Genomic DNA, 13,429 nt, shown 5'->3' with positions numbered 1-13,429 from the left:
CGATCCTCGACTTACAACGGCTTGACGATAAACAGGCCGTGATCGTGGCCCTCTTCCGATCCGCTATAGACCTGTTCGGCCACGGTACGAATTTCACTGCCACGCGCTTGCAGAATCTGGTCCATGGCACCTGCAAACCAGCCGGTGAACATGTAGTCGACCTTGCGCCCGACCTTGCCGTACACATAAACGAAGCAGGAGTGCTCGAGCTTGATGGTGGCCGTGCCTTTATCGAGGTCGATGTCCTGGATGGAGAACAGACCCCAGCCGCGTTGCGACAGGCGCTTCATGTAGTGTTCGAACACCGCAACGCCTTCCAAACCATGGCATTCGGCTTCTTTTTCGCACCAGTGCCAAGCAGACTTGTAACCCGCCTTGTAAAGGATCTCGGCGTAGGCCTCAGCGCCCAGCACCTCTTCGATGCCCATGTGATTGTTGACGAAAAAATGCCGTGGCACGTAGAGCATTGGCAGCGCGTCGGACGTCCAGATGCCGGTCTCGCTGTCGACTTCGATTGGTAATTGCGGGGCGATTTTAGCCATGGAATAAAACTCCAGAAATTAGATAAGTATTCGTTTTGCCCCTCATCCAACTCTCTCCCGGAGGAAAGGGTTGGGTGAGGGCATGGCGTTATTCGCCCCAGACGTCTTTTAGAACGTTCACCCAGTTCTCACCCATGATCTTGCGCACCACGCGTTCGCTGTGGCCGCGCTTGAGCAGGGTTTCGGTGAGGTTCGGGAACTCGCCCACGGTGCGGATGCCCAGCGGGTTGATGATCTTGCCGAAGCTGGTCAGACGCCGGGCGTAGCCTTTGTCGTGGGTCAGCATTTCGAAAAAGTCCTGGCCGTGGCCTTGGGTGAAGTCGGTGCCAATACCAATTGCGTCTTCGCCCACGATGTTCATCGTGTATTCGATGGCTTCGGCGTAATCGTCGACCGTAGAGTCGATGCCCTTGGCCAGGAACGGCGCGAACATGGTCACGCCGACGAAGCCACCGTGGTCGGCAATGAACTTGAGTTCAGCATCAGACTTGTTGCGCGGGTGTTCTTTGAGGCCGGACGGCAAACAGTGCGAGTAGCAGACCGGTTTTTTCGATTCGAGAATGACCTCTTCAGAGGTCTTTGAGCCCACGTGCGACAGATCGCACATGATGCCGACGCGGTTCATTTCAGCTACCACTTCGCGGCCGAAACCCGAGAGCCCGCCATCGCGCTCATAGCAGCCGGTGCCTACCAGGTTTTGCGTGTTGTAGCACATCTGCACGACGCCAACGCCGAGCTGTTTGAAGATCTCGATGTAACCCAGTTGGTCTTCAAATGCGTGGGCATTCTGGAAGCCGAAGATGATCCCGGTTTTGCCCAGTTCCTTGGCGCGACGAATATCGGCGGTGGTTTTGACCGGGATCACCAAGTCGCTGTTTTCGCGGATCAGGGTCTGGCTGGCGACGATGTTATTGATCGTGGCCTGAAACCCCTCCCACACCGACACCGTGCAGTTAGCGGCCGTCAGGCCACCTTTGCGCATGTCTTCGAACAGCTCGCGGTTCCATTTGGCAATGATCAGCCCGTCGATAACGATGCTGTCTGCGTGCAACTCGGCTGGGCTCATCAGGCGTCCCCTTATAGGCGATTGCTGCGCCGAATCGTCTGCCGGCGCTTTGGGGCCAGCATAGGCTTGGGGTTAAAAACAGCCGGGTGCAAAAGCGACAGCGCGATTGCCGAAAGCGTCAATCCGCGACAAAGCATGGGGCGGCCCTGACCTTTGCTTACGAGGCGTGGCTGTTAATTGGCCGACGCTTAAGCCAGAATCCGTCCCAACTATGGATTAGGAAGCCGCAATGAAACCGATTCTCCTGGCCTTGGCGTTGATCACCAGTGGTGCGTACGCCGCCGATGATGCCGATTACAACCCGTGTGATGCGGTAGAGAACGACCAGCAAACACTGGCGTGTTCGGTGTACAGCAAACAGGCTGCCGAGCAATTGCTAACCGAGAACTTCGAAGCGCTGCAAGCGCGCATGAAGTCGCTTTACGGCAGCAACGCGACCCAGCTCAACAACATCACCAGCAAGATCAAAGCGGCGCAGGCGCTGTGGTTGCACCAGCGTGATGCCGATTGCGCGATTGTAGTGTTCCCGGCAACGGCGGGCACCCAAGCGTTCAACATCGCCCTAAACGACTGCATGGCGGCCATCAGTGATGACCGCTCGGAATTTTTGGAATCGGTTGGTCAGGAATGACCTGTGGGGCTTTTATGACTATTTGCGGCATCGAAATCAAAGGCAGCGAAGCCATTTTCGCCTTGGCGAGCCAAGGTACAAATGGCCTGGAGCACGTAGCCAATGCCACTAAAAAAATCGCCCTCGACGACGATGAAGACGCCGCCAACGTCAAAGCCTTCGCCGCACAGATCGCAGCGTTTGTGAAGGCCAACTCCATCACCCGTATCGCTATCAAAAAACGCAGCAAAAAAGGCGAATTCGCCGGTGGCCCCACGACCTTCAAGATCGAGGGCATCATCCAGTTGCTGGACGCGTGCGAGGTGCAATTGCTGTCACCGCAAACCCTCAACGCGCAATTCAAAAAGCATGCGTTCGACCTGCCTGCATCGCTCAACAAATACCAGCACGAAGCCTATAAAGCGGCATGTGCGGCGCTGCTAAAGGGCTAAAAACCCGGCACAAAAAAGCCCCAAACCTGCCGTGACAGGTTCGGGGCAAAAAGTGTGTGAAGCCGAGACGGTGACCAAACCCACGGCAATGTTGCTGAGCTGAGTGTGCCCAGCCCCTAGCACGGGTACTTAGCCAAAAACGACCTGTTCTTAGGCGTACCAGACATCCCATAAAACCTCGCTTGCCCCTTTACTGAAGCGCTACCAGAATCAAACTTCGATCGCGCCTCTGTGGAAGGGAAAAAGCATGATGCACGCAGATTTGATTGATGAGCAGGACCTGCTGAACCAACTGCGTTCGCTGGGGTTTGAAGTGTCGGGTAACGCTGAACAAGCGTGCTCAAGCGTGGTATGCGGACTGAATGAAACCAATGCCCGCGCACTCAAAGGCCTAGTCGAAAAACTCTACGCCGGCAGCGCGACCATTTTGCCTGCCGTGCGCCAGGCCATCGACAAGCAACTGCTACCGGGATTGGTGCAGTTCAAGCAAAGCCGGGATTGACAGTCAAAAGCCCCTCACCACGCCTCTCCCAGAGGGAGAGGGGACTGACCAAATGCTTCTTAAATTCAGCGTGAGACTTTCAGATCGCTGAAAATCTACAGCATCCCCCAATCAGTTCCCTCTCCCAGAGAGAGAGAGAGAGGGCTAGGGTGAGGGCGATTTTGAGCTTGCTCTACACCCTCACACTCGCAAACGTCGATTCATTGCGTGCCTGATTCAGCGCCGACATCGGCCCGGCCAATGGCGCCAACAACAACGAATGAGGAATCGCCACCAGCGTGGTTTGCTGCGCCGTATTCGACCCTACACGCTCATCACGCGGCGGAATGCCAAAGTACTCGCGGTAGCACTTGGAAAAGTGCGGCGTGGAAACAAACCCACACACCGCTGCCACTTCAATAATCGACATCGGTGTTTGCTTGAGCAACTGCCGCGCCCTCACCAAGCGCAGCTTGAGGTAGTACCGCGACGGCGAGCAGTGCAAGTACTTTTGGAACAAGCGCTCTAGCTGACGACGAGACACGGTCACGTACACCGCCAGCTCATCGAGGTCGATGGGCTCCTCAAGGTTGGCTTCCATCAGCGCAACAATTTCCTGCAACTTCGGCTGGTTGGTGCCGAGCATGTGCTTGAGCGGCACGCGCTGGTGATCTTGCTCGTTACGAATGCGCTCATACACAAACATCTCCGAGATCGCCGCCGACAGTTCGCGGCCATGATCACGGCTAATAAGGTGCAACATCATGTCCATCGGCGCAGTGCCGCCCGAACTGGTGGAACGGCTGCGGTCCAGGGTAAACAGACGAGTACTCATGGACACCCGTGGGAAAGCTTCCTGCATCGACGCCAGGCATTCCCAGTGCACGCTGCAATCAAACCCGTCGAGCAACCCGGCATACGCCAGCGCCCAACTGCCGGTACACACCGCACCCAGGCGCCGTGATTGACGCGCCTGGCTTTGCAGCCACGAAACGTGTTCGCGGGTAACCGTGCGTTGAATACCAATGCCGCCACACACAATCACCATGTCCAACGCCGGAGCCTTGTGCATGCTGGCGTCGGGGGTGATTTGCAAACCATCACTGGCCCACACCTGGCTGCCGTCTGCACTAAGGGTGCTCCAGCGATACAACTCACGGCCAGACAACTGATTAGCCATGCGCAAGGGTTCTATCGCCGAGGCCAGAGAAATAAGCGTGAAATTGTCCAGCAGCAAAAAACCGATAGATTGAGGCGTACGGTTCTGGGGTTGAGCCCCGGAGTTGAACGACGTCATCACGATATCTCCTCACACAAAGCGGGTATTGGCCCCAGGCACAGGCTCTTGTTATGGCCCACGATTAGCGGGGGCTTTGCAATCACAAGGCAAATGCCGTGCCTAAACTTGAATGCGTATTCAACAAAGTCTGAAAACGACGTCGCAATGCGTCTAGGCGGGTGGTAGCGAACACCGAATTAAACAACTCTAAACAGACGTAGCGCAGGTCGCAGAGCCGTGTTGAGCACATTGGTAGCACTTGTGGGAAACACGTAGGACGCGTCTGTGTCACCAAAGGTGCTGGTGGATGATGTGCGCTGAAAGGGGGCGGGGTGCGCTTAAAAGGCGCAGACGTTCTATCTGTACCAAACAGGCTTATAGTTAAATCCTCTTGCAATCTCATCTGAGGGGTTTTCTATATCAGAAAGCGTTTTTATTACGTCCGTTCCTTCAGCCACTGTCATTACCCTGATTTTTTGCGCGCGGCGATAAAAACCACCGACATCAGGCATGTGAGATGTAAATATGCCCATTGGATCATTCTGAGTAACGACCCGCCCTAAATAGCCGACCGTAGGGATTCCATACTCTTTATTAAACGCGAATGCTAAAGCGTTCTCCCCACCACTTGCGGAATGACACACCATAAAATGAGCACTGCTGTATCTTTCAGGCTTTATTCCTCGCGCTTTCAATAAGAGCTTTAGCCTGTTAAATCTTAATTTTCGACCGCCATCACCTATATAGCCTCCTATAGCATCAACACTGCCATGACCAGAAATAACAAGTTGCGGCAAAGCATTGGATACTTCTTTTTCAGCAAAAAAACTTCCAGGTGAAAGCCGCCTAACATTCGTGAATGTTGTGAGTTTTTTTCCTGCCGCTGCGCCCTCATGAAGAAACGAAGGCGTTAAACCTTCCTTCAGACTCCGGCTTCCAAAAAACGACGCATAACGTCTTAATAAATAATCGAATAGATGACCACTGGCGTCGCTTCTATTCACTGAATCCCCACCACAGTACCCATAACCCAGTAAATAATGCCCGGTCACTGGATCAAGCGGTCCAGTGGGTCGTAGACATAGAGGACTGTGGGCATCTGTGCTCGCCGTGCCAAGGAACTTACGCTCAGCTTGCACCGGCGCAATGCGGCTGCCTACTGGCAGAACTGCTAGGTATAAGTCCTAAAGGAGCGAGCTCCTACACATAACGTGAGCCTTCTTGGAACCGTGAAAATCAGCCGTTTCGTACGACGTTTCCCTTTCAATCAATAGAAACTTCCGAGAAAATCCCACTCGCTTGCGCCCACCAAAATCGGGGTCTAGTCTGCGCCCATCGCTGCACAATCAGCGGTCGGGTTTAGTCGCCCGGTTTTGTATACGGCGCAAGGCGCCACCTCCGCGAGGCGCTTTTTTACGGCCTGCGTTTTAGGGTGGCCGTGCGCAGGGCACCTTCGGGTGCGCCGGGTTCCGTATACACCGGTCGACTAACCTGCGTACGGCTGCCACCCATTCGTTTAGTCGCGACAGGTGACAGCTCCTCTTATGTATACGGAGTTGTGCCATGAAAAAAATTGTTCCAGACCCACCTGCTTCTACCCAACAAGATGCTGCTGAGTGCACATCACCGTTACTGGACCGTGCAGCCACCGACCGCGCATTGAACTACTACCTGCACGACCATAAGCCTGCTCGCGAAGTAGGCACTACCACGTATGCCATCCATGACAGCGTCAATCTAGAAGCGGCTTTGGCCCAGGCGTCAGACTTGTTGCGCTGCATGGTCGCTTCGGCGAGTGAGGCGGGGAATGGTTTGAGCGGGATACCGCGTGATCTGGTGTTGTCGATCATGCACTTGGCGGAGCTGGCCAAAGCGTATGTCGATAAGTCGCTGGACCGTCTGGTAACGCACTAAAGCAGCACGCGCCTGATTGGCGACAGGCGCGTTAATTGATCAAGCCGTCTATGGATTAAGGTTTAACTCGAATGTTGTCTGGCCAAAGATGGCGAGGCTCATGCACCCAAGCATGCGAATTGACGACTTCCCGTAACGGGTTAATGACATCAAGTGTGAATCCTTTAGTCATGAGACGGCTCAATTTCTTAACTGGCAACTCAGGAATCGGAATATTAAAATAGTTAATAACGCTATTAATTGCAGACGCTTTTTCAAACAAAAGAAAACTTTCAATCCTAATACTGTCCTGATTCAACTCGAACTTTTTACCAAGACCCTCCACCAGTCCAACTGATATTTTATATTGATGCGCCAGCTTTGCTTTAGATACTTCAAGACCCGGATAGAGCTTTTTATAACTAACGGCTTTACTCGATAACACATCCTTTGTGAAAGGTACAACGTCACGGTGCTTGGGAATGCCGTTATCAAAATACTCAATCAAAATTTTAGGCGCTTTCTTCATAACTTTAATGCCGCGTAATATTCTTTTCAAAAACACAGCTGTATGCCCAGAAGGGTCTACCTGATTAGCTGGATCTCCGTGGCAATACCCATACGCATTAATCCCGCCCCGCCCAAACGGACTCCAACTGTCCGGGCTATTAAAGCGCATCAACACCGGATTAAACGCCCGATACCCATTGCCCAATAAATAATGCCCCGTCACGGGATCAGCCCGTTCGCCATTAAAGCCCAGCAAACTAGACACGCCACTTTCAGCCGGGCGATGGCCATACACTTTATAAGCAATGGATTGGGTTTTATCGGGATTAACCGTGTGTAACACCGAGCGTTGTTGATCCGTCGCTAATAGCGTGCAGCCACTGACCCCACGCTCAGCCAATAACTGATCGCCACTCTGAAACACGCTGCGGTGTACCGCCCCCTGTATCTCAGTGGCCAAACGGTTTTTTGTGTAGAAGCGCTGATTGCCTGCTACTTCAATCACGCGGTCCAGCGGGTCGTAGCGGTAGCGGGTAAAGTCGGCGGGTAAGGACATGGGGCACACTCACATTAAAAGGCGTGCCGTGCAGCGTGTGCTCAATGCTGCCAGCCGGCTACTGGCAGATCTGCTAGGTAACTGCCGCACGCGCCCTCGTAGCAGTTGCCGAGCTACGCGAGGCTGCGACGTAGCCTCGCAGGCTCGGCAACTGCTACGGGTTTTTTGGACAATCTCAGCACTCCACCGCGCTCACCGCTAACCCGCCGCGTGAGGTTTCTTTGTATTTGTCGTGCATGTCGGCGCCGGTGTCGCGCATGGTGCGGATCACCCGGTCCAGTGAGATGAAGTGTTGTCCGTCCCCGCGCAGGGCCATTTGCGCGGCGTTGATGGCTTTGACCGCCGCGATGGCGTTGCGCTCGATGCATGGCACTTGCACCAGCCCGCCCACCGGGTCGCAGGTGAGGCCCAGGTTGTGTTCCAAGCCAATTTCGGCGGCGTTGCACAGTTGCTCAGGCGTGGCGCCGAGGATTTGCGCCAGCCCGGCCGCCGCCATGGCGCACGCCGAACCCACTTCGCCCTGACAGCCCACTTCGGCGCCCGAAATCGAGGCGTTCTTTTTACACAAGATGCCAATCGCCGCCGCACTTAATAAATAGTCAACCACGTTGGCTTCGCTGACCTCGTCGCTGAATTTCATGAAGTAGTGCAACACAGCCGGGATGATGCCTGCCGCGCCGTTGGTCGGGGCAGTGACCATGCGCCCGCCCGCGGCGTTTTCTTCGTTGACTGCCAGGGCGAACAGGTTGACCCATTCCATGGCGCTGAGAGTGGAGCCGATGACGTTGGGTTTGCCCAGCTCTTGCAAGCTGCGGTGCAAGCGCGCCGCACGGCGCCGTACGTGCAGCCCGCCAGGCAAGATGCCTTCATGCTTGAGGCCTTGTTCGACGCAGTCCTGCATGGCGCGCCAGAGTGTGATCAGGCCACAGCGTATTTCGTCTTCGCTGCGCCATGTGCGTTCGTTGGCCATCATTAATGCAGCGACGCTGAGGTGATGTTCGCGGCACAGGTTGAGCAGTTCGACGGCGCTGGAAAAATCATAGGGCAGCTCCGTGCGGTCCATGTCCAACACACCGCTGGCCGCTTGTGCCGCGTCCACCACAAAGCCGCCGCCCACCGAATAATAGGTGTCGCGGTGCAGTTCGCCGTTCAGGTCTTCGGCAATCAAGGTCATGGCGTTGGGGTGAAAGGGCAGGTTTTCGTCGATGAGGCGCATGTCGTTTGACCACACGAACGGGATCGGCAAGTAGCCATCCAACAGCAACGTTTGGCTGTCGTGCAGTTCGGTCATGCGCGGGCCGATTTGCGACGGGTCAATGGCGTCTGGCCATTCGCCCATCAAGCCCATGATCACGGCGTTGTCGCTGCCGTGGCCAACGCCGGTGGCCGACAGCGAACCGTAAAGCTGCACTTCAATGCGTCGCACCTGTGGCAACTGATCACGTTCGCGCAGCCCTTGCACGAACAGGGCAGCCGCCCGCATCGGGCCCACGGTGTGGGAGCTGGAGGGGCCGATGCCAATCTTGAACAGGTCGAACACGCTGATAGCCATGAGCAAGAACCTTGTGGGTATGAACATGCATCATGGGCTGTTTGCGTCGGCCTAAAACGTCCAGCTACGACTCGCTATTGCCTGCCAGCGCCCTCGCCGTTTTATGCGGTGCAGATGCTCTAAAAGTGCTGTTTTGGGGCAGGAAACGTCCAGATACGACCTCGCAGGTATCAGATACGACCCTGCCTGTACTGGATACGACGCACCCTGTAGGCGTTTGATTTTGGCTGTTACATGATCAGTCTCGACTCGATTGCTGGATGCGCTGGCAGCTGGTTTGCCGGGCATCGTCCAACCGCAACTGATCCGTGCGGCTTTCCGATCGAAAACCGCCCCCCAGACACACAGGAGTTGTTGCATGAAACATTCCTCCCCCTTGCTGTTGGCTGCATTGCTGAGTCTGCCTGTCCTCACCCAGGCTGCTGAACCTGCACAGTGCAGCACCGTTAACTTCTCGGACGTCGGCTGGACCGACATCACTGTGACCACCGCCGTCACCAGCGCCGTGCTGGATGCGCTGGGCTACAAGACCAAAACGACGATGATTTCGGTACCGGTGACTTACAAGTCGCTGGCAGATGGCAAGAATATGGATGTGTTCCTGGGCAACTGGATGCCCACCATGGAAAACGACATTAAGGCGTACCGAGAGGCGGGAACGGTGGAGACCGTGCGCGCCAATCTGGAAAACGCCAAGTACACCCTTGCCGTGCCTCAGGCGCTGTATGACAAGGGGCTTAAAGACTTTTCTGATCTGCCCAAATTCAAGAAGGAGCTGGACGGCAAGATCTACGGCATTGAGCCGGGCAACGACGGCAACCGCATGATCCAGACCATGATCGACAAGAACGCCTTCGGCCTTAAGGACGCGGGCTTTAAGGTGGTGGAATCAAGCGAGGCAGGCATGCTCTCGCAAGTGGATCGCGCTCAGCGCCGTGGCACCGATGTGGTGTTTTTGGGCTGGGAGCCTCACCCAATGAACACTCGCTTCAAAATGAAGTACCTCACCGGCGGCGATGAGTTTTTTGGCCCTAACTATGGCCAAGCGACTATCTATACCAACACCCGCAAGGGCTACGCCCAGGAATGCCCGAACGTGGGCCAGTTGCTGAAAAATCTGGTCTTCACCCTAGACATGGAAAGCACCCTGATGGGCAAGGTGCTGGACGACAAGATCAAGCCGGACGTGGCCGCCAAAGCCTGGCTTAAACAGAACCCCCAGGTGCTCGAAACCTGGCTCGCGGGCGTGACCACGGTTGATGGCAAGCCGGGCCTTGAGGCAGTCAAGGCCAGCCTCGCGAAGTAATCGCGGGCGCCGGGCGGCGTGTCCGCCTGGCTCCGTTTCAATTCCTCCTGCATGCGGACGTTCACTACCATGCTGATTGATCACAAAATGCCTCTAGGCGAGTACATCGCAAGCTTCGTTGACTGGTTGACCAAAAACGGTGCCAGCACCTTCGACGCTATCGCGAGCACACTCGAAGCGATGATTCACGGCGTGACGTTTGCGCTGACCTGGTTCAACCCGTTGGCGTTTATCGGGTTGATCGCCTTGTTTGCGCATTACATTCAACGCAAGTGGGGCCTCACGGTGTTTGTAGCGCTGTCGTTTCTGCTGATCCTCAACCTGGGGTATTGGCAAGAGACCATGGAAACCCTCGCGCAGGTGCTGTTTGCCACTTTTGTCTGCGTGATTATTGGCGTGCCCTTGGGGATTCTCGCCGCGCACAAGCCTACGTTTTATACCTTTATGCGCCCGGTGCTGGACTTGATGCAGACCGTGCCGACCTTCGTTTACCTCATCCCGACCCTGACGCTGTTTGGTCTGGGCGTGGTGCCGGGGCTGATCTCGACGGTGGTGTTTGCGATTGCCGCGCCGATCCGCCTGACCTACTTGGGCATTCGTGATGTGCCCCATGAACTGCTGGATGCGGGCAAGGCCTTTGGCTGTTCACGCCGCCAGTTACTGACCCGCATCGAGCTACCGCACGCCATGCCAAGCATCGCGGCCGGGATTACCCAATGCATCATGCTGTCGCTGTCGATGGTGGTGATTGCGGCTCTGGTGGGTGCTGATGGCTTGGGCAAACCGGTCGTCAACGCACTGAACACTGCCGACATTGCCCTGGGCTTTGAAGCCGGGCTGGCGATTGTGTTACTGGCGATCATGCTCGACCGGATCTGCAAACAGCCGGAAGCCAAAAAAGGAGCTGACGCATGAGTATTATTCGCTTCGATAATGTTGACGTTATCTTCGCCAAAGATCCGCGTGAGACGTTGAGCCTGCTAGACCAAGGCCTTTCACGGGACCAGATTCTGAAAAAAACCGGGCAGATTGTCGGCGTTGAAAAAGCCAGCCTGGACATCGACAAAGGCGAGATTTGTGTCTTGATGGGCTTGTCCGGCTCGGGCAAATCCAGCTTGCTGCGCTGTATCAATGGCCTCAACACGGTGAGCCGTGGCCAGCTGTATGTGGAGCACGAAGGTAAGCAAATCGACATCGCGTCGTGCACACCCGCAGAGCTGAAAATGATGCGCACTAAGCGCATTGCGATGGTGTTTCAAAAGTTCGCCCTTATGCCGTGGCTGACGGTGCGTGAAAACATCAGCTTTGGCCTGGAAATGCAGGGCCGTCCTGAAAAAGAACGCAAGACACTGGTCGATGAAAAGCTGGAGCTGGTGGGCCTCACGCAATGGCGCAATAAAAAGCCTGACGAGTTGAGCGGCGGCATGCAGCAGCGTGTCGGCCTGGCCAGGGCGTTGGCGATGGATGCCGACATTCTGCTGATGGACGAACCCTTTTCGGCGCTCGACCCGCTGATCCGCCAAGGCCTGCAAGACGAATTGCTGGAACTGCAGCGCAAGCTGAGCAAGACCATTGTGTTCGTGAGTCACGATTTGGATGAGGCGCTCAAGTTGGGCAGCCGCATCGCGATCATGAAAGACGGCAAGATCATCCAATACAGCAAGCCTGAAGAAATCGTGCTCAACCCGGCGGACGACTATGTGCGTACGTTCGTGGCGCATACCAACCCGCTGAACGTGTTGTGCGGGCGCAGCCTGATGCGCACGCTGGACAACTGCAAACGCATCAATGGCTCGGTGTGCATTGATCCGGGAGATGACTCTTGGATTGATCTGGCGGAAGGCAACACCATCAAAGGCGTGCGTAATGGCGCAGGCGTGGTTGATTTACAGCAGTGGCAGCACGGGCAAGCGGTTGAAACCCTGGGCCGTGGGCCGACCTTGGTAGATTCGAGTATTGGCATGCGTGATGCGCTGCAAATCCGTTACCAGACCGGTAACAAACTGGTGCTGCACGACAATCAAAAAGTGGTAGGGATCTTGGGTGATACCGAGCTGTATCACGCCCTGCTAGGTAAAAACCTGGGCTAATCACTGGCCGCTTGTCTCGCGATTTTTTGATCGTTTAAAAGATCGCGAGTCAAGCTCGCTCATACATGAGGTATGGCCCTTCAGCTATAAACGCGTCCAAGCCACTGACCACGGCACTCAAACGGGTCAAGCACGTTACCTCCCCCCTCTCGATACGCCCCCCATCATCCAGCGGCTAAGCCGCGCCAACGCACAGCGACTAACGGTCGAGTGATATAAAGACAGCGCTAAAACCGGACCTTGCCTCTCTCTGTAGGCAAACTCGCGCCTACCGGGTCTTTGCATCCTGAGGCATTTAGCGTGTCGTTTTTCGCCGTTTGCTCATAGAAAATCACCACAGCACGCGACGAGTTGTCGCAGAGCTCGTTTTTGTTGATTGAACGATCAATCAAAATAAAATAGACTGGCCGTCGTTCAATTACCGTTGTGCACGGTTCGTCGGCCCAAGGAGATGTACAAAAATGCCCAAGGTCGGTATGCAACCCATACGCCGCCAGCAGTTGATCGAAGCCACATTATTGGCGGTCGATCAGGTCGGGATGGCAGATGCCAGCATTGCGCTGATCGCCCGCTTGGCGGGCGTGTCGAACGGCATCATCAGTCACTACTTTCGTGACAAGAACGGTTTGATTGCCGCCACCATGCGGTACTTGATGAACGTCTTGATCGAGAGCGTCAGGGAGCGCCGCAAAGCGCTTGAGGACGACAGCCCAAGGGCGCACTTGAAGGTGATCGTTGAAGGCAACTTTGACGCCAGCCAAGTCAGCGGCCCTGCCATGAAAACCTGGCTGGCCTTTTGGGCTACCAGCATGCACCAACCGTCGTTGCACAGATTGCAGCGGATCAACGATCACCGTCTGTACTCCAATCTGTGCTGCCAGTTCCGTCGGGCACTGCCGCTGGCTGAAGCCCGCAATGCCGCACGCGGTCTGGCAGCCCTCATTGATGGTCTATGGTTGCGGGGTGCCCTGTCGGGAGACGCTTTCGACACCGAGCAGGCACAACGCATCTGCTACGAATACATGGATCTACAACTGGCGAAACAGGCGCGTTAGGCCCCAATTCACGCTTAACCCCTGAACTGTCGTGATT

The 13,429-nt window shown here is 55.5% G+C and carries 14 protein-coding genes; 8 read left to right on the top strand and 6 right to left on the bottom strand.

Going from position 1 to position 13,429, the window contains the following annotated elements; genetic code table 11:
* Nucleotides 1–11: 11 nt before the first annotated feature.
* Nucleotides 12–542, bottom strand: coding sequence for a 4-vinyl reductase (locus tag B347_RS0104535; protein ID WP_019408523.1), 531 nt, complete (start codon nt 540–542; stop codon nt 12–14).
* A gap of 88 nt (nt 543–630) precedes the next feature.
* Entirely contained in the window at nt 631–1,608 is a 978-nt protein-coding gene (locus tag B347_RS0104530; protein ID WP_019408522.1) for a dipeptidase, read from the bottom strand.
* A gap of 229 nt (nt 1,609–1,837) precedes the next feature.
* Here B347_RS0104530 and B347_RS0104525 point away from each other — a divergent pair, with 229 nt between their 5' ends.
* The 3 genes from B347_RS0104525 to B347_RS0104515 all read left to right on the top strand — a co-directional run bounded on the left by B347_RS0104525 (nt 1,838) and on the right by B347_RS0104515 (nt 3,172).
* Nucleotides 1,838–2,239 (top strand): lysozyme inhibitor LprI family protein, encoded by a 402-nt coding sequence (locus B347_RS0104525; protein WP_019408521.1) that lies wholly within the window; start codon nt 1,838–1,840, stop codon nt 2,237–2,239.
* A gap of 14 nt (nt 2,240–2,253) precedes the next feature.
* A complete protein-coding gene (locus B347_RS0104520; RefSeq protein WP_019408520.1) occupies nt 2,254–2,670 on the top strand; it encodes a DUF3010 family protein in 417 nt (138 codons plus the stop codon).
* Nucleotides 2,671–2,917: 247 nt separating this feature from the next.
* A complete protein-coding gene (locus B347_RS0104515) occupies nt 2,918–3,172 on the top strand; it encodes a hypothetical protein (RefSeq protein WP_019408519.1) in 255 nt (84 codons plus the stop codon).
* 172 nt (nt 3,173–3,344) lie between these two features.
* Here the strand turns inward: B347_RS0104515 and B347_RS0104510 are convergent, their stop codons facing one another.
* Both B347_RS0104510 and B347_RS26375 read right to left on the bottom strand, forming a co-directional pair.
* Complete coding sequence (locus B347_RS0104510; protein WP_019408518.1) at nt 3,345–4,448, bottom strand: GlxA family transcriptional regulator; 1,104 nt, start codon at nt 4,446–4,448, stop codon at nt 3,345–3,347.
* Between the two features lie 338 nt (nt 4,449–4,786).
* On the bottom strand, nt 4,787–5,434 hold the full coding sequence (locus tag B347_RS26375; RefSeq protein WP_192812350.1) for a hypothetical protein: 648 nt from the start codon (nt 5,432–5,434) through the stop codon (nt 4,787–4,789).
* Between the two features lie 559 nt (nt 5,435–5,993).
* Between B347_RS26375 and B347_RS0104500 the strand changes: the two genes are divergently transcribed.
* Nucleotides 5,994–6,344: a DUF6124 family protein gene (locus B347_RS0104500; RefSeq protein WP_019408516.1), complete on the top strand. Its 351-nt coding sequence runs from the start codon at nt 5,994–5,996 to the stop codon at nt 6,342–6,344.
* Between the two features lie 55 nt (nt 6,345–6,399).
* Here B347_RS0104500 and B347_RS25515 read toward each other — a convergent pair whose 3' ends face one another.
* Both B347_RS25515 and B347_RS0104490 read right to left on the bottom strand, forming a co-directional pair.
* Nucleotides 6,400–7,389, bottom strand: coding sequence for an RHS repeat-associated core domain-containing protein (locus B347_RS25515; RefSeq protein ID WP_019408515.1), 990 nt, complete (start codon nt 7,387–7,389; stop codon nt 6,400–6,402).
* A 175-nt stretch (nt 7,390–7,564) separates the two neighbouring features.
* Nucleotides 7,565–8,941 (bottom strand): L-serine ammonia-lyase, encoded by a 1,377-nt coding sequence (locus tag B347_RS0104490; RefSeq protein WP_019408514.1) that lies wholly within the window; start codon nt 8,939–8,941, stop codon nt 7,565–7,567.
* A 358-nt stretch (nt 8,942–9,299) separates the two neighbouring features.
* Here B347_RS0104490 and B347_RS0104485 point away from each other — a divergent pair, with 358 nt between their 5' ends.
* From B347_RS0104485 to betI, 4 genes are all read left to right on the top strand, one after another.
* On the top strand, nt 9,300–10,247 hold the full coding sequence (locus B347_RS0104485) for a choline ABC transporter substrate-binding protein (protein ID WP_019408513.1): 948 nt from the start codon (nt 9,300–9,302) through the stop codon (nt 10,245–10,247).
* Between the two features lie 69 nt (nt 10,248–10,316).
* Entirely contained in the window at nt 10,317–11,162 is an 846-nt protein-coding gene (gene choW, locus B347_RS0104480; protein ID WP_019408512.1) for a choline ABC transporter permease subunit, read from the top strand.
* Complete coding sequence (choV, locus tag B347_RS0104475) at nt 11,159–12,337, top strand: choline ABC transporter ATP-binding protein (protein WP_019408511.1); 1,179 nt, start codon at nt 11,159–11,161, stop codon at nt 12,335–12,337. Before choW ends, choV begins: the two co-directional genes overlap by 4 nt.
* A gap of 461 nt (nt 12,338–12,798) precedes the next feature.
* Nucleotides 12,799–13,392 (top strand): transcriptional regulator BetI, encoded by a 594-nt coding sequence (betI, locus tag B347_RS0104470; RefSeq protein ID WP_019408510.1) that lies wholly within the window; start codon nt 12,799–12,801, stop codon nt 13,390–13,392.
* Nucleotides 13,393–13,429: the final 37 nt, after the last annotated feature.

Source organism: Pseudomonas psychrophila HA-4 (genome assembly GCF_000282975.1).
GTDB lineage: Bacteria > Pseudomonadota > Gammaproteobacteria > Pseudomonadales > Pseudomonadaceae > Aquipseudomonas > Aquipseudomonas psychrophila_A.
Note: the sequence above shows the minus strand (reverse complement) of the source record. Positions and strands in the feature narration are given on the sequence as shown.